Origin of the sequence: Bifidobacterium tissieri (assembly GCF_002259645.1) — a bacterium.
Taxonomy (GTDB): Bacteria; Actinomycetota; Actinomycetes; order Actinomycetales; family Bifidobacteriaceae; genus Galliscardovia; species Galliscardovia tissieri.
Window position 1 is genome coordinate 46,078 of the sequence record NZ_MWWV01000008.1, and the last position, 17,304, is coordinate 63,381.

The 17,304-nt window shown below is 59.1% G+C and carries 13 protein-coding genes; 6 read left to right on the top strand and 7 right to left on the bottom strand.

The features are described 5' to 3' along the window. Nucleotides 1-256 precede the first annotated feature (256 nt). Together BTIS_RS06910 and BTIS_RS06915 are read right to left on the bottom strand one after the other, a co-directional pair. Nucleotides 257-1,771, bottom strand: coding sequence for an amino acid permease (locus tag BTIS_RS06910; protein ID WP_094663966.1), 1,515 nt, complete (start codon nucleotides 1,769-1,771; stop codon nucleotides 257-259). A 325-nt stretch (nucleotides 1,772-2,096) separates the two neighbouring features. Next, entirely contained in the window at nucleotides 2,097-2,798 is a 702-nt protein-coding gene (locus BTIS_RS06915; RefSeq protein WP_094663968.1) for an HD domain-containing protein, read from the bottom strand. A 325-nt stretch (nucleotides 2,799-3,123) separates the two neighbouring features. Between BTIS_RS06915 and BTIS_RS06920 the strand changes: the two genes are divergently transcribed. The 4 genes from BTIS_RS06920 (at nucleotide 3,124) to BTIS_RS12310 (ending at nucleotide 7,110) form a co-directional block, all read left to right on the top strand. Further along, nucleotides 3,124-4,422, top strand: a complete 1,299-nt coding sequence (locus BTIS_RS06920) for an ABC transporter permease (RefSeq protein ID WP_094663970.1) — start codon at nucleotides 3,124-3,126, stop codon at nucleotides 4,420-4,422. Beyond that, the gene (locus BTIS_RS12230; RefSeq protein WP_094663972.1) at nucleotides 4,419-5,498 is read left to right on the top strand and encodes an ATP-binding cassette domain-containing protein; all 1,080 of its coding nucleotides are present in this window, start codon (nucleotides 4,419-4,421) and stop codon (nucleotides 5,496-5,498) included. Before BTIS_RS06920 ends, BTIS_RS12230 begins: the two co-directional genes overlap by 4 nt. 399 nt (nucleotides 5,499-5,897) lie before the next feature. After that, entirely contained in the window at nucleotides 5,898-6,620 is a 723-nt protein-coding gene (locus tag BTIS_RS11690; protein ID WP_143248894.1) for a hypothetical protein, read from the top strand. Continuing rightward, nucleotides 6,589-7,110, top strand: a complete 522-nt coding sequence (locus BTIS_RS12310) for an amidase domain-containing protein (protein WP_094663974.1) — start codon at nucleotides 6,589-6,591, stop codon at nucleotides 7,108-7,110. The genes BTIS_RS11690 and BTIS_RS12310 overlap by 32 nt, the downstream gene beginning before the upstream one ends. A gap of 283 nt (nucleotides 7,111-7,393) precedes the next feature. On the opposite strand, the gene BTIS_RS06935 is transcribed toward BTIS_RS12310, so the two are convergent. The 4 genes from BTIS_RS06935 to BTIS_RS06950 form a co-directional block, all read right to left on the bottom strand. Next, nucleotides 7,394-8,446, bottom strand: a complete 1,053-nt coding sequence (locus BTIS_RS06935; protein ID WP_094663976.1) for a cation diffusion facilitator family transporter — start codon at nucleotides 8,444-8,446, stop codon at nucleotides 7,394-7,396. Nucleotides 8,447-8,665: 219 nt separating this feature from the next. Then, nucleotides 8,666-9,928 (bottom strand): glutamate-cysteine ligase family protein, encoded by a 1,263-nt coding sequence (locus BTIS_RS06940; protein ID WP_094663978.1) that lies wholly within the window; start codon nucleotides 9,926-9,928, stop codon nucleotides 8,666-8,668. 296 nt (nucleotides 9,929-10,224) lie between these two features. Further along, the gene (locus tag BTIS_RS06945) at nucleotides 10,225-11,079 is read right to left on the bottom strand and encodes a class II glutamine amidotransferase (protein ID WP_094663980.1); all 855 of its coding nucleotides are present in this window, start codon (nucleotides 11,077-11,079) and stop codon (nucleotides 10,225-10,227) included. Between the two features lie 192 nt (nucleotides 11,080-11,271). Beyond that, nucleotides 11,272-13,743 carry a KUP/HAK/KT family potassium transporter gene (locus BTIS_RS06950; protein WP_245819352.1) on the bottom strand — a complete coding sequence of 824 codons (2,472 nt, stop codon included), beginning with the start codon at nucleotides 13,741-13,743 and terminating at the stop codon, nucleotides 11,272-11,274. 25 nt (nucleotides 13,744-13,768) lie between these two features. Between BTIS_RS06950 and BTIS_RS11695 the strand changes: the two genes are divergently transcribed. Then, complete coding sequence (locus BTIS_RS11695) at nucleotides 13,769-14,089, top strand: hypothetical protein (protein WP_143248895.1); 321 nt, start codon at nucleotides 13,769-13,771, stop codon at nucleotides 14,087-14,089. A gap of 652 nt (nucleotides 14,090-14,741) precedes the next feature. On the opposite strand, the gene BTIS_RS06955 is transcribed toward BTIS_RS11695, so the two are convergent. Beyond that, the gene (locus BTIS_RS06955; RefSeq protein ID WP_094663984.1) at nucleotides 14,742-15,692 is read right to left on the bottom strand and encodes a TatD family hydrolase; all 951 of its coding nucleotides are present in this window, start codon (nucleotides 15,690-15,692) and stop codon (nucleotides 14,742-14,744) included. Between the two features lie 1,098 nt (nucleotides 15,693-16,790). On the opposite strand from BTIS_RS06955, the gene BTIS_RS06960 reads away from it, so the two are divergent. Beyond that, nucleotides 16,791-17,304 (top strand): transposase-like zinc-binding domain-containing protein (locus BTIS_RS06960; protein WP_143248896.1); only part of this gene is annotated, 514 nt, incomplete at its 3' end.

Sequence of the window (17,304 nt, forward strand, 5' to 3'; positions counted from 1 at the left end):
GCCAAACACGCACAGAACTCAACGATAGGTGTCTGCAAACAACGAAAAACGCACAGAACTCGGAGATAGGTGCCTGAATCATCGAATCATCGCAGTATCGGCCTGCATGATTGAGGCATGAGAAAGCCCTCTGCCGGAACGACCCATAACGATTCCATAGGAACGTCCCACAGAGGGCAACCAGTCACGGTCAAACAGCCAAGGCCCAGCTCTGGAACCCCGGCTACCCGATCAACCTCAACGAATCAACAACAATTCAGTCCTTGACCATCCAAGGCTTGTCATCGGGCACATCCACCACTTCGCTCGGCTTGGCGAACCGCTGCTTGAGGAAGTAGATGCCGTAACAGGCCACCAGGAAGATCAGCTCGGCGATCAGCGCGAACCGCTGCTCCACGTCGAAGAACACCAGGAAGAACGACACCGTGCACAGGATGAACGCGCCCCACGACGTCCACGGATAACCGGGCGTACGGTACTTGAGCTCATCCACGCTGTGTCCTTCGGCGATCCAACGCTTGCGGAACACGATCTGGCAGTAGGCGATCGCGATCCACACCACCACGGCGGACAGACCGGAAATGCCCACAAGCACCAGATACACCGTGCTCGCCGCCACCACGGACGACAGCAACGCCAGCAGGCCACCGGCCATGGACGCGCACAGGGCAAGCATCGGCACGCCTCGACGGTTCGTCTTGGCGAACCACACGGGGATCATGCGCTCGTGACCCAGCGACCACACCATGCGCGTGGTGGCATACAGACCGGAGTTCGCCGCGGACAGCACCGCGGTGAGCACCACAAAGTTCATGATGTCGCCGGCGAACGGCAGACCAATGCTGTTGAACACGAGCACGAACGGGCTTTCATCCACGCCGGCATCCTGCCACGGGATCAGCGCCGACATGACCACGATCGAACCGATGAAGAACAGCACCAGACGCCACAGCGTAGTGTGGATCGCCTTGGGCACGGCCACCTCAGGGTTGCGCGTCTCACCCGCGGTCACGCCGATCAGCTCGGTGCCGGAGAACGCGAAGTTCACCGTCAGGATCGTGGCGAACACCGGCATGAATCCGTTCGGGAACGTGCCGTCCTTCACCAGATTGTGGAACAGCGGCGCATGATCGTAGCCATGCACCGGCAGCGCACCAAAGATCGCCAGACCGCCGATCAGGATGAACGCGCAGATGGCCACCACTTTGATCGACGCGAACCAGAACTCGGTCTCCGCGAAGAACCGCACAGACAGCGCGTTCGACACGAAGATCAGCACAATGCACGCCGCACTCCATATCCACGTGGGCGTGCCGGGGAACCATCGCTGCATGAGCAGTCCGGCGGCAGTGAACTCCGATCCGAGCGCCACCGTCCAAGTAAGCCAGTACTGGATCGCGACCACGAAGCCCGTGGCGGGTCCGATGAACTTGTCCGCGTAGACGTGGAATGATCCAGTGACCGGCATGGCCACCGACAGCTCGCCCAATGACAGCATGACCAGATAGACGATCACCGCGCCGATCGCATACGCAAGGATCGTGCCGATCGGACCGGCCTGATGGATCGTATATCCGGAGCTCAGGAACAGACCTGTGCCGATCACGCCGCCAAGCGAGATCATCTGCAGATGGCGGGCTTCCATGCCGCGCTTAAGACTGGTGTGAATGGCGTGCGTATGCGGGCCCTTCGGGGTTTCCTCGCCGGTTCCGTCCGCAACGGTCGCGGTCGATTCGCCGGTGGCCGCTTCGCCAGATTGGCTGGTTGTCATGGTGTTCTCTCTGGTCGTTCTCTATATGTCAAATCGTCAAATATATGCGCCAAATAATACGAGGCGATGCGTGATACCACATAGTAGATTCATAGCGATCCGCGCCACATACGTTTTGGCCGAATCACTAGCATAGTCAACAACGCGGCGGGATGGGTATTCAGAACGCAAAAAATCTGGGCTCTCGAGCCTCGAAAAGGCCGGAAAGCCCAGATCCGGTGCCAGATAACAGCAGATATCGGCAGTCATCGGCAACGACGAATCGCTGTCGCCTATCGATATCCGACGATCATCCGCGGCAATGATTACTCGGCGATCGCTGCGGTCACTTGGCGTCGATGAGCACCATGTGATACTGCTCGGCCATCTCCTTGAGGCCCTTCGGCTCGCCGTAGATGCCGACCAGATCGCGCATGCGCTGTTCGTTCGCCTTACCGAACTTGGCGCAACGCTGGATCGCCTTGGCGGCGGTCACGAAACGCGGCGGCGCGGACTTGCTGTTGAAGTTGTCGGCGTACATCACGATCTCCTGCTCGGTAGTGCGCGGCACGTAGTCGGCAACAGGCAGCGGCAGATGCTGCTGCTCCACCATCTCCTTGGTGATGCCCACGCCGGTGTGGTTGCGGCAGAACTGGGCGATCTCCTCGTCCACGCCCTCGGCCTTGAGGATGTCGTAGCCGGCCAGACCGTGCAGGATGTAGCGGTCGCGGTTGAACGAGACGGGCTCTCCGTTGGTGCCGTCGTTGTCGATGACCTCGTAGGTGCCGATGTCGTGCAGCAGTGCGCCGACGACGGCCTTGTCGGTGTCGAGCAGACGGGTGGGGGCCTTGGTCGTGTACTGCTGGATCAGGTCCTTGCCCAGCACGTCGGCCTGCACGTACAGACGGTTGCGGAAGCGGCAGATCTCACGCACCATGTTCGCCACGATCATGCAGTGGCGGTACACCAGCTCGTAGGCTTCCTGCGAGGGCGCGTACTTGCGGTGCAGATCATCGATTTCATCAAAGTTTGGAATCATATCGCCCATCTTAGAACCACCCACAGGCCCGGGTCTTGGCCGGTCCATCCCCGCGTTGTTAGTGTGATCACACTAACCGGCCTGATGCACCCCATGGCCACCCGCAATCACCCGCCCCATCAGAAATCTCCCAGTTTTTCCACAGGAGTAGCCTAGAAAGGGAACAGCGAACGCACACATACTGTGCCCATAGTGAACAAGGGCCGTATTCTGCCTTGACGCACGCTGGCATTCGCATTCGAACATCCGAGCCTCCGTATCGGATATCCGCAACAATCGCGAGCGCGGCGGCATGAACGATCGGCCGACACTGTAAACGGAACTGGAGAAGTACATGTTCGTCCTGAAGAACACATGGGCAGCGATGGGGCGCCACAAGGCGCAAACCATACTGCTGGTCCTGACCGCCGTGGCCGTATCGTTCGGCTCGATCGTGAGTCTGTCCATACTCGACGCCGCGAACACGGCGACTACGACCACCTACAACGCGCTGACGCCGTCGGTCGTGTTCCGTGTCGACCGCAACCGCATCATCGCCAAGGAGGGCGGTGACGCCAGCAAGGTGGATTGGACGAAGTACAACCTGTCCTGGGAGAACTATTCGGAGTATGTGGAGAAGGCGACGAACGCCGGCGTGCAGCTGGCGAACGCGCATTCCGGTGAGACGGCGAAGGTGAGCATCGACGGCCTGTCCGCCACGAAGGACGGCGCCCAGCTGGCGATCACCGGTTTCTCCGACGCCGATGCCGTGGCCGACAGTCTCAACGGTTCGTACACCGTGGTCCAGGGCAAGGATCTCAGCTACGATTCCAACAACGACGAGAATGCGGCCAGCAGCGTGCTGGTTCCGCAGGCGCTGGCCACCAAGAACAATCTGAAGGTGGGCGACACGATCAAGCTCGCCAATCCGACTGATGCAAGCCAGCCACTGGAGGTCAAGATCGCGGGCATCTACAAGACCAAGTCCACGGCATCCGAGGCGCAGACCGGCATCGATCAGGACAATACGCTGCTTGCCAGCACGGCGGTCACCATGTCCGCGGGTCTGACCGGCGTGGACACCACCGCCACCAATAATCTGCTTGACATCGCGATGGTGCTGCAGAGCCCGGCCGATTATTCGAAGTTCGAAACGGCGGTGCGCAAGGCCGGTCTGAGCACGGATTACATAATCTCGTCGCCCACGATCAACAAGTACAACGAGAAGATCGATCCGTTGAAGAGCGGTGCCGGCAAGGTGCGTATGGGCATGATCGCACTGTTCGTGGCCGGCGGCGTGATCGCGCTGCTGCTGATCGTGTGGGGCATCGGCCGGGCGCGCACCGGCGAGGTGAGTTTCCTGACCATGGTCGGCGTGACGCGCGGACGCATCGGATGGCAGTTCTCGCTGGAGAATCTGCTGCCGATCCTGATCGGCTGGATCGCGGGCACGGTCGGCGGATTCTTCGCCGCCAAGCCGCTGTCGAACGCGCTGGCGGCGGGTACGGATGCGGCCGTGAACGCCGGTACCATCTGGACGATGGTGTGGATCGGTCTGGGCACGCTGGCCGTGACGATGGTGATCTGCCTGGTGCGTGCGAATCTGACCAAGGCGGCGACGATGCTGGGATCGCGAATGGAGGAGACCCGATGAGCGACGACAAGAAGATCGACGAGACGACTGACAAGACGGTGGAGAACGCTGCGGATACCACTGCGGCAAACGCCAACGACGATGTGATCACCAAGTTCGACATCGTGTTCGATGATGTGGATGACGCGGATGGCGCCGATTCCGGTACGGCCAGTACGGACGGCACGGATGACGGCGACGATGCATCGGCATCCTTGGCCGACGCGGATGCCGATGCATCCGAAACGTCTAGCGAATCCGACGCCGACAACGCCGAATCCGAGTCCGACGTCGACGATTCCGACGCAGATAAGGCCGATAAGGCAGACGGCGCAGCAACCACGTCGGCCGTCAAGACGCTCCCGGTCGAATCCGTCGAAGTAGTGGAGGCGGAATCCACCGCGAAGCACATCGATCATGAGATCCGTCACAAGGACGCGTTCAAGTTCAAGGCGTATCCGGTGCTGGCGCTCAAGCACGCCTCCTACGCGCCGGACCGCAAGGGCGGCGACGTGCTTCACGATGTGAGCATGGAGTTCTACTCCCGCAAGACGCATGCGGTGCTGGTCGATGCCGAATCCGAGCACGCGGCCATGATGGGGCTGCTGTCCGGTCTGATGCGCCCGACCGACGGCAAGGTGATGTTCAAGAGTCAGGATCTACTGGAGCTCATGCCGCAGGAGTACCGCGGTCATTTTGTGGGCATCGTCTCGCAGAAATATGCGCTGCTGCCGTATCTGAGCGCGGTGGAGAACATCGTGATGGCTATGGAGGCGTCGGGCCGCAACTTCCTCAAGGCCAAGCCGATCCTCGCCGCGGAACTGCTCGAAAACGTCGGCTTTCCTGACGAGAAGAATGACGTTCGCGTGACCGATCTGCTCGAGGTGGACCGTCGCAAGGCGGCCATCGCCCGCGCCCTGTCCTGCGAGCCGGCCGTGATCCTGACGGATGAGCCGACCGGTCAGCTGGGCGACGATGGACGGGACGAGGTGCTGAAGCTGCTGCGCTCCCTCACGCGCAAGGATGATCACTGCGTGGTGATCGTGACCGAGGACCGCGATCTTGCCAAGTCCTGCGACTACACATACACGCTGTAAACAATTACGCGCAGAGGTCACAGACAACAGACAGGAGCCTTCCACCATGCATGGGTGAGGGGTGCGGTTCATTCACCGAACCGCACCCCTCACCCATATCCAGCGGCAGGTCAAAAACGAGTTCTCATTACCGATGCAGGAACGGACGCAGAACGCGGCATATCCCACGGGCACCTTCTTGTCGATGTCCCCTGTCATACTGTAAATATATTTATGAATACGTAGTTGTATTCGCTCCTTTCGATAAAACTAGCACTTTAACAGGGCGCTAGCTCCCAATAAACTATCCGCATTCTCCCGATTCTTAATTCAGCGCATAGACAGGCCTAGGGTTCCGCGAACTCCAAACAACACAACTGAAGTATTCTTGTCTATCTATAATAGAAGGGAACCGACCCTATGAGAGGGTATACCCAAAAAACAATGTCGCTCTTAGCGTCATTCATCATCGCAATTTTTTTTAGTTTTCCATTGACCATCGCCGCGACAAATGCGTCACAATTGGACTCGCAAAGTACTGATACTACAGCGTTCGACAGTGATACCGCCGCCCAGAAGTCTCTTACCGACTACATAAAACAGCTCGAAATGGTTTACGAGTCTGACAATAACAGCGATAGAGAATCTAACATCAACTCATTGGCAGAAGATCAAGTAGGTTATCTGAGAGATACCTACATAAATTCAGGCATGCACATTCAAAATGCTGAAATAGATACCAAGGTTCTCACAGCTTCGCGCGACGGATCCGATATGAAAATAGCCACTGAAATGACTACCGTAATCACATATGAATATCGTGCAGAGGACGGACAACATACCGACTATTCCTCAAGTACCGATATACACAATATCATTCTGAAGAAAATAACGGGCCATACATACACGATCACGTCCGATACTCTAGTTCCCGAGGAAGAAACCGACGTAGCATCGTCACCTTCATCTTCTGCGCCATTGGATATTTCCTCTGATCCCGGCCTTACATCAGAGCAAGTACTTACCCAGCTTAACTCTACCGATATGTCTTTGCCACCTCACCCATACGCAGGAGCAAAGCCCGTGGTGGAACCTCAATTATCCGCTGACTATGCTCTTAAATGGACCGCTCCCCCCATATGATGGGGATGAGAGAGAAGATTACAATTCAGATTATCCATACAATGGGGAACTACATGATTGTACAAATTTTCTTTCTCAAGCAGTTCATGCAGGGGGACTACAATATCAACTCTACGATTATGCTCCCTATAATTCATTAAATTGGAAGCCAACCATCATGTTTCGCAATGGTTATACTTGGCACAATGCCGAAGCAAGCTACCAGTACATGAAGAAAAATGCATATAACATCTTTGATGACATACGCATGGACACCGGAAGTCTCATTTATGTTGATTGGTCAAATAGTGGGAAGATGAGCCACGCTCTCATGATCACAAGTGCAGGACGTATTTTCTTAGAAACTGGCGAAATTAGGTTCGTCCCTAATATCAGTCAAAAATCCAGAAATAGGCACAATGAGCCACTCCAAACCTATGTGGCACGAGCAGTAAAGGAAAATCCCAACCTTCGCTGGCATCCGCTAGCCACAAGATGGATCCCGTTGTAAATAATTAAAGCAATCCTCCATCAAAACACCGCCTAGAAATCAGAGGTTTTTACTACAGAAAGCCGAAAGGAATTTCTAGCAAAAATTCTCTGGTACAGACGGAAACCTTTTGCCATGGTTTCACCATTTCCCACCATACGACAGAACTTTCCACCATGTATGGGTGAGGGGTATGGTTCATTCACCGAACTGTACCCCCTCACCCATACCTCGCTCGCCCTTAGTGTGATCACACTAAGAAAAAGAACGAGACGCAACCGGTACCACCGGTACCGGCGGCAATCTAATCATGAAAGACGCCGTCGCGGATGTTGGTGTATCCCTCCGGTTCGATCTGGAACGTGGAGTGCTCCACCGAAACGGGGAAATGGTCGCGCACGCAGCACTGCAACGAAGTGAGGATCGCCTCGTAGTCGCCGATCGTGTCGGCGTCCACCACCACATGCGCACTGAGCGTCGGCATGCCTGTAGCCACGGTGTTGGCGTGCAGATCGTGTACGTTCACCACATGCTCCACATTGCTCAGATGCGTGCGGACCTCCTCCAGATCCAGTCCTTCCGGGGTCTCCTCAAGCAGCACCTTCATACTGGAGTGCAGCAGCTTGCCGGCACGCGGAATCATCAGCAACGCGATGATCGCGCCGGCAATCGAATCGAAATTCCCCCATCCAGTGGTCATGACGAGCACGGCGGACACGACGACCGCCACCGAGCCGAGCGCATCGTTGGCCACCTCCAGGAACGCGGCCTTCATGTTCATGTTCGCCTTGCGGTCGCCGATCAGAATGACCAGCGATCCCAGATTCGCCGCCAGACCGATGATGCCGAAGATGAGCAGCAGGAACGGGTCCTGCACTTCCTCGCCATTGCCGAACAGTCGCATGACCGCTTCGATGAGCGCGTACAGACCAACGGCCATCAGGGCGAGCGCGCCTCCGGCGGCGGTGATCACCTCGAGTCGCGCCCAGCCCCATGTGCGTTCCGAATTGGGTTTGCGTCGCATCAGGATGGCGGTGATGGTGGACGCGGTCAGCACCGAGATGTCGGTGAGCATATGGCCCGCGTCGACCATCAGGGCGAGGCTGCCCGTGATGACCGCGCCGATCACCTCGGCGAGGAACACCGTGCCGGTGAGACTGAGCGTGGCGATCAGTCGACGGGCGTGCCCCGGATCACCGGGATCTCCACCATGCGAGTGCGAATGCGAATGCACGTGCCCGGTACGCGGCTGCCCGGCATTCGTCTGGTCGGCAGGGCTACTGGACGTACCGCCAGAAATACCGCTGTCGGCCGGCTGCCCGGTACCGTTCTTCACGTCCTGTTTCACGTCTGTCATACCCCACACTGTATCCCGTTGAGTATTTCAATGGGGCATATCCGCGTATTGTGCGCCGAGCGAGGAGCCATGGCGAACGACGGCGAAGGATGATACACGGGTACACGAAAGCGGGTGGACACGGATTCGTGGGAAAAAAGGAACCTCGTTTGAAGGAACCTTGTTCCGTCGAATCTGCATCCACCCGCTCAACCAGTCGTCAACGCGGCTCGCAAGCCCTCAGCTCTGGAACACGTCCGGACGCTGCGGATCGCCCGGCTCGGTGTCGAGCGTGCCTTCGGCGTGCAGGAACTCTCGCCAGAACTCAAGACTCTGACCGTACGGATGCGCGTCGGCACCGTGCGCCTGCAGATCGGCCTTGGCCTCACGCACGTCGAGCGAGGTCAGACCGTCGAAGTACGACAGCAGTCCCGAGAACTCCTCCGGCGAGTAGAACAGGTTCGACACGATCTCCGTCAGACGTTGCGCACGCGCCACCGGCAGCGAATCCCAGTGACGCAGCTCGACGAAGTTCTTCAGTCGCACATCGTTGAAATGCGTGGAGATCAGATGGTTGATCTCCGCCTGATTGAGCTCACGATCCGGATAGATCGCGGCCGCATCGTCGTACGGCGCGGAGAACACCGGTCGATCGCCCGTGTACTCGGGCGTATGCGATAGGTCGGCGATGAACACGGGCGTGGTCAGCACGTCGGTCGCGTAATGCTCCCAATCGTAGTTGTCGTCGTACAGACCCCACAGCTGGTTCGTGCGCTGCGGGTCGATCCAATCCCACATCTCCTGACGCAGCAGCGGGAACGGATTCGGCTCCTTCTCGAAGAACGGGGTGTTGCGGAAGAACCACGCGAGGATCGGGCCGACAGCCGTGCCGATACGCAGCTTGTCGATCGAATCCTTCTCGCTGAAGTAGTCGATACTCACCTGCGTGGATGCGGACGCGCGCATCATGCAGTAACCGTAGCGGGCGATGCGGGCGAAGTACTTCTGCATCGCGTAGTAGCGGTGCTTGGGGATGATCTCGATCTCCTTGTAGGAGGTGTCGGGCTGGTATCCGTAGTTGATCAGTCGGATGTCGAAACGGTCGAGGATCGGGTCGAGATCGCGTCGGAACTGCGCGTACAGCGCATCAAGATCGTCGGCGTGACGGAGCACGCCCAGCGAACATTCGATCTGTCCGCCCGGTTCGAGGGACACGGCGATGCCGGGCTTGCCGAGGCCGAGCAGATGGCCGTCCTCATAGTATTCGCGCGTGGGATCGTAATGTGAGGCAAGCGCCTGCAGCACGTTGCGGATGCCGTGCGGTTCGGCGTACGTCACCGCCTTGCCGGTGGATTTGCGGATGGGCAGATGTTCGATCTCCACACCGAAACCGTAGTTGTCGGGGCTTTTGATGCCGGATTCGAAGAACTTCAGCAGGCTCTGCACATGCTTGGGATTCGGCTTGGTGCCCTGGTGGGCAAAATCGAAGGCTCGTATCGTCATGCCTCGAGCGTACTGCAACCCGCTCCCCCGACATGTGCCGGACGCTATACGAATAATCGATAGACCGCGCAACGCATCCCCGCTTCCCGGCTTCCCCGGCTTCGTCCTTCGTTCTTAGTGTGATCACACTAAGAATTGGGAGTCTAAGTGGGAGTAGGGCTCAGGGAACTTCACGCCCGTTAGTGTGATCACACTAAGAATCGGGAGTCTAAGTGGGAGTAGGGCTTGGGGATGTTTGCACCAGTTAGTGTGATCACACTAACGGATGACGGATGCATCGGGTATGGTTACAGCCCCTACAGCTCCTCGATCGCGTATTCGCCCGTCTGGTTGGACGCGATGATCATGTGATTGTTCGGCAGGGTCTTCCAACCGTCACGCTCACGCTGCTCGAATCCGGAACTGGCGGCCACCACACCGCCGTTCTTCAGTTCGCGATACCGGATGCGACGATAGTCGGCCGCGTGCTCCACCTGACCGTATCGCGCGTACAGCTCCTCGATCTCCTTCTCCGGCTTGAGACTGCCGACCGCGTGCACGCAGATGTAGGTGTCTCCGGTCTGGATCATGCAGTTGTACGACGACCGCGGATACTGCGCACGCAGATCGCGGATCGTCTCGCGCACGGCGTCATGCAGGGCCAGTCCCTTGTGATGGTAGGCGAGAACGAGGGCGAAGTACACGGCAGAGTCGCTCTTGCCACCGGTACGCAGCATGTCGAGTTCGGAGACGGGCTTCTTTGGAGCGCGCACGATGTTGCGCTGATTGAGATCGCTGATATCGCCGTTGTGAATGAACGAGACACCGTCGGCGAAGAACGGCTGCTGATTCTCCATGATCAGCGGCAGACCGGACGATGCGAGACGCAGATGATAGAGCGCGCCGCGAGCGCCCTGACACTCGATCGAACGGAATACTGGATCGGCGTAGGCGGACGACGTGGATTTGTACACGCTCACATTCGCGGACGGCGACGGCGCCCCGCCGTCCTTGGTGCCGGCGGGCTCGTACGGATCGGTGATGAGCGCGGCACCCCAGCCGTCGTTGTGAATGATCGCCATCTGCTGGAACGTTTCCAGCTGCGAAGACGTCAGCACGTCGTCAAGGCTCTGATTATCACCTGAAGTAGCGTATCCCAACAGTCTGCACATAGTCTTCCACCATACCGGCTTCCCGTGTCAACTTGCCCACGGTGTTATAGAACATGGCTATAACGATCGACGAACGATTGATGACGGCATTGACAACGAACGATTGCGGCAGCCAAACGATCGTGGGCGGCCCCGCCGCGAAATGTCCTGAGACATCCGTGGCCGGACCGCCCACGTCATTCACGTGCCGGATCACACGCTGGATGCCGGCCGCAGATCGAAGTTGGGCTTGGACCGATACCGGTGCACATCGTGCACAGGATCGTCCTCGCGACCGGCCGGACGCAATCCCACGGCATCCGGATTACTCTCGCCGGACGGGGACGGAGTCGGGGAAGACGGGGACGACGATGCCGACGGCGGCACGAGCGCACCCGCGAACTGGCGCGTATCGTCGGCCGCCATCCTTGCGGCGCGTGCGTTCTCCGCCTCCTCGCGCTGCTCGGCCTGAATCTGCTGCAACGTGATCGGACGCTTCGACTTGCGCAACGCCACACGCTTGAGCGCCGGCACCTTATGTGTGGAGAGGAACAGCGGCTGCACCTCCACCACCGGGTTGTAGGCGGACAGGCCGAACCACTGCGCGGGGCTGCCCGCGAGATGACGAATCGCGTACTTCACACGTAGCAGCGTGGAACCGCGTTCGGTGATCTTCGACTCGGGCATCAGCGCCTTGTGCACGAGTACATACTGGATCGTGCCGATCTGCGGGTCCTCGTCGAGCTTCGGATAGATGCTCGACTGCTTGGGCAGCGTGCCGTCGTTGATCAGATCGTGCATGATCTGATGCAGGTATGTGGCCACGTTCTGCGACACCTTGAATCCCAGACGGATACGCACACGGAACATGAAGCTCGTACCGAAGTTCTCCACGGAGTACTCGCGCGTGAACGGATCGTCGGTCACCTGCACGGAGACCGCCCACCAAGCGCGGGCACGCTTCGGATGATTGCCGAAGATCGAGTAGAAGATGTCAGTGTCGAGTCGACGCAGTTCCGGATCGGACGTCAGGTAGACCAGATTGTCGGCGTAGTACGGCAGCTTGAAGTCGCGATGCAGCGCATCGAGCGCGGGCAGAAACTCCTTGGGCCACATGTGACGACGCTGCGAGCGCTCCACCTTGGTGCCCTGATCCCACACGACCATGATGCCGAGGATCGCCAGCGTGAGCAGCATGGTGAACCAACCGCCGTGCAGGAACTTCGACATGGATGCGAGGAAGAACAGCGTCTGGATGGCGAGGAAGATGATCGCGAACACGATCGCGAACACGCGGCGCTTCCACCCGTTCCAGATGTAAGCGGCGAGCAGGATCGTGGTGGTGATCATGGTGATGGTGAGCGCCAGACCGTATGCGGCGGTGATGTGCTCGGAATCGCGGAACAGGGCGAGCACGCTCAGCGTGGCCACGCACAGCACCAGATTGATCGACGGAATGTACAGCTGACCGCGGGTTCGGGCCGGATAACGCACCTGCAGATGCGGCATCCAGTTGAGGCCGGTGGCCTCCGAAACCATGGTGAATGCGCCGGTGATCAGCGCCTGCGAGGCGATCACGCCGGCCGCGACGGACAGCACCACGGCCACCGAACGCAGATTCGGCGTCATCATCTGGAAGAACGGGTTGAGGCTCTTGATGTCGTACAGGCTCTCGTTGTTCTGGTTGCGCAGAATCCACGCACCCTGGCCGAAGTAGTTGAGCACGAGCGCAATCTTGATGAACGGCCAGGTGGTGTAGATGTTGCCACGACCCACATGGCCCATGTCGGAGTAGAGCGCCTCGGCACCGGTGGTGGCGAGGAACACAGTGCCCATGATCGCCAGTCCGGCCTTGTTGTTCGGATCGAACAACAGGAAGTCGATGCCGATGACCGGGTTGAGCGCCTCGAACACACTCCAGTCGGTACCGATCGAGAACACGCCCACCACGGCGAGGAACGAGAACCAGATCATCACGATCGTGCCGAACACCTTGCCGATGCGTTCGGTGCCGCGCGACTGGATGCTGAACAGACCGAGGATGATCACCACGGTGATCATGAGCGTGAGGTTCTCGTTGGCGTCGAATACGGGTGCGAGCTGCGGAATGGTCTGCAGACCTTCGACTGCGGACGAGATCGACACGGCCGGCGTGAGCACGGAATCGGCGAGGAACGCGGCGCCGCCGATCATGGCCGGCCACGCGAGCCACTTGCCGTAGCGGCGGACCATGCTGTACAGCGCGAAGATGCCGCCTTCGCCCTTGTTGTCGATGCGCATGGCGATGAACACGTACTTGATGGTGGTGATCAGCGTGATCGACCAGAACAGCAGGGACAGCATGCCCAGCACGGACCCACGGTCGGCGTACTGGATACCGCCCTGTCCGGCGAGGAACGACTGGGCCATGTACAGCGGCGAGGTGCCAATGTCGCCGTAGACCACGCCGAGCGCCACGATGCACATGGCGAAGCTCACGCGGTCCGGGCTGGACTGCACACGGCGCCACCAGTGTCCGATGCGGGTTCGCGGTTCACGTGACGTCTTACGGGCGGCCTTGGCGGCGGCCTTCTTGGCGCGCTCGGCCTCTTCACGCTCCTCGGGCGTCACGATGCGATGCGACGTCTTGGGGGCCTTGGTGATGCTGACCGGCGGAATGAGGGATCCGCTGTCCTCGGCGGTCATTGGATCCTTGGGAGCCGTTGGGGCCTTGGAATCCTTTGTCGAAGATTTCATTGACGGAGACTTTGCCGATGCGGGCTTTGCCGCGGCTTTCGGTGCCGATGCAACCGATTTTGCCGCGGTCTTTGCCGCGGCCTTCGCCGCCGATTTCGCTGCTGGTTTTGCCGCTGATTTCGCAGCCGCCTTTGTCTCAGTCTTTGTCGTGGTCTTTGCTGCCGACGTCGGTTTCGCGGCGCTCTTTGCTGCCGTCTTTGCCACCGACGTCGTCTTCGTCACTGTTTCCGCGGGCGCTACCGTCGCTGATGCCCCCGCTTCCACCGGTTTTACGGATGCTTCTACCCGATCCTGATCCGCCTGTTTATGCTTGTCGGGACCGGAATCCGACGACTCCGTCGACTCGTCCGACGATGTCGAACCGGTTTCACCGGCGGATGCCGACGCCGTCTGCGTCTGGCTGGATCGAACCGCCTGACCGGATGTAGATGTATCGGATATGTTAGGGGTTCGCGTTCGCGATTCTCCCTGTTCTCTTCCCTTGTCCGCCGGCTTGTCGCCGGTGTCCCTGAGCTCTTCCGCCACCTGGAACCTCCAACAATTCCGCGCATCCGAGGACACGCAAAACCTTGTGAATATCTCGTGACCTTCAAGTCAAGATACACACAATACCACCGCCGAAAGCATTTGATAAATCAGTTGGAAGGAATGTCGGGAAGCATACAACTAACGTTCATCTAACGTTTTTTATACGGTTTTTCGACGACGATCTACGGTGATTTTCCAAGATTCTCGTCACGTGGACCATCATTATTATGACGTCAGACCATAGAGGTCAGATGTATCGAATCCAAAATATCGGGTTTCAGTTATCCGCGTCGGAATGGACAAATAATCAAAATAGCCGGAATGACGGGGATCGCCGCGTCGAATTATCACCGTTGTGGCATCTCGCCACAATCTCCGCGACGGATTGCACAGCCGTCGTCCCTTCAGTCTTTCAGCCGTCAGATCCCGTACACCCGACGGGTGTTCTCACGCGTAAGCGCGGCAGTTTCGTCGATCGTCAGATCAAGCACGTCGGCCATCGCGGCGAGCGTGTACGGAATCATGTACGGCGCGTTCGTACGACCGCGGTATGGCATGGACGTCAGATACGGCGCATCGGTCTCCACGAGGATATGGTCGCGCGGCGTCAGCGCGAGCGCCTCGCGAATGCCGTCGTTGCCCTTGTAACTCACCGTGCCGGAGAAGCTCAGATACCAGCCATTGTCGCGCGCGATACGGCCCATTTCGGCGTCGCCCGAGTAGGAGTGGAATACGGTACGGTCGGGGGAACCATCCTTGAGCAGGATGTCGATGCAGTCGGCGTGTGCGTCGCGATCGTGGATCTGCATGGGCAGGTTCAGTTCCTTGGCAAGAGCGATATGCGCGCGGAACGCCTCGCGCTGATGCTCACGGGCGGCGTCACCAGTGCGGAAGAAATCAAGTCCGGTCTCGCCGATCGCGACCACGAGATCCGCATGAGCGACCGCCAGACGATGCACTTCGGCGATGGCGTCGTCAAAGTCGATGTCATGCCACGGCTTGTATTTGACTTCGAGTCCGTCCGGGCCCTGCGCTCCACGATGACCGTGCAGCACGGCCTCGTTGGGGTGGATCGCCAGCGCGGCGCGCACACGATCGGGGAATTCCTCGGCCAGACTGACGGCACGAGACAGATTCGGGTATTCACAGCCGACGTCGACGATCTTACGGATGCCGACCGCAGCGGCCATATCCAGCAGTTCGCCTTCGGAATACACGGGCACGGGAGGCTGTCCTTTGACGGCGGCCTCGTGGCTCATGGCCTGCGAGAACGGGACCACGGACCTGACGTGCGTATGGTTGTCGATCGTCCACTCGGCAAGTGGTTTGGGTGCCGGAGCCCAGCTTCTGTCGCGATGATGTTTGGCCATACGCTCCAGTATGCACATGAGTCTGGCCACAGTTGGTACGGCGAGGGCGGCAAGGACGGCGGGATGCGGTACGGGGAATGTTGGGAATGTGGAGAATGTGGGGTTATAGGCCAGAATGTGGGGGAAAAGAAAAACCCGGCGGGGACTGGCCGCCGGGTAATCAGAGAAAGGAAGAGAGAAGAAGGGTTCAGTTATCCGATTCGCTTACCGACTGACTCGACGTTGCCGAGCCATCCGTGGAACCGCATCCGCGGTATCATCCGCTGACATCTCTTATATAACTCCTGCTTTCTGGACACAACGATGCAATAACCTTGGAGTTACCTAAAAGTGTGAGCTCGGCTGGAAGACTTGTCGGTCGGTCAGTGGCTCCGATCTTTTTTGGGGGCTCTGGCCTTTGATGTTGGCCTGTCTGGGCTGCGAGGAGTGCCGCGTCGACGTTTTCCGGTGCAGGCCATGGTCCCAGACCTTTCGGGACTGCGAGAAGTACCAGCCTGCGAATGCCGGCTCACTGGCGGAGAGGCATCGTGATCTGGTGATCGAGAGGAGTATCAACTTGGCGGAATGCCAAATCGCTGGAGTTGCAGGTCCTGGTGACTTACGACTCGCGTGGGTTTCCACATCGCTTACGATCATCGAGCGCCCTCACCACCGGCAAGACCGCCCCGCCACCGACATGATCCTTACCATCAAACCCCGATCCGTTCGGAGTCAAACCAGACAGGGACGTAGGTTACACCGGACCGAGGCTGGGTCAAACCGGACATGGGTCTGGGCCAAACCGGACAGAGGTCTGGGTCAAACCGGGTCATGAGCACCGACTCTGGGTATAACCATGTCACGAACACCCTCTTTTTCACCGCTAACCTACCCGGTTACACCCAGACGTTCGGTAATACCCAGAGTAAGAGTCCGGGTTATAGGCCAAAATGTGTGTCTGTTTCGGCTTGCTTTCCTTTATGGCAGTAGGCGTTTCCCCTGTTCGAGTTGTATGGGCGGGGAACTCGAAGTCGGCCAGAATGTGTGTCCGGAACAGGCTGTGAGGCCTTTCGGGACAACGGTTGAGCGGCTTTCGAGTTGGCGTGGCAGATTGGGTGGATGAACACACCCAGTTGCGCCGTGTGCGGCGAGCCGATGAAACGGAACGGAAGAACAAGCTCGGGGCGGGTCAGGTGGCGGTGCCGGGACGCCGGCTGCGGGAGCTCGCGCACCCAGTCGCGCGACAACAGGGCCCGTGACCTGCGGTGCGGACTGGACTGGCTGTTCTCCAAACGGTCGCAGGCCGAGCACGACCTGCCCTCCCGCACGTTGCGCCGCCGGTGCGAGCTGATGTGGGGCCTGTGGCCGCCGGTGCCCCTGGTGGACGAGGTGCGTCACGTGGTGCATGTGGACGGCATCCACCTGCACCGCGACGCCGTGGTACTGATCGCCATCGCCGACGGGCACGTGATCGGCTGGCACATCGCCAAAAGCGAGCGGTCGGCGGCGTGGCAGAGCCTGATGGCGCGCATCGCGCCACCGGACGTGCTCGTGTGCGACGGCGGGGGCGGCATCATGAAGGCCGCGAAGACCGTGTGGCCCGACACCCGCATCCAACGCTGCCTGTTCCACG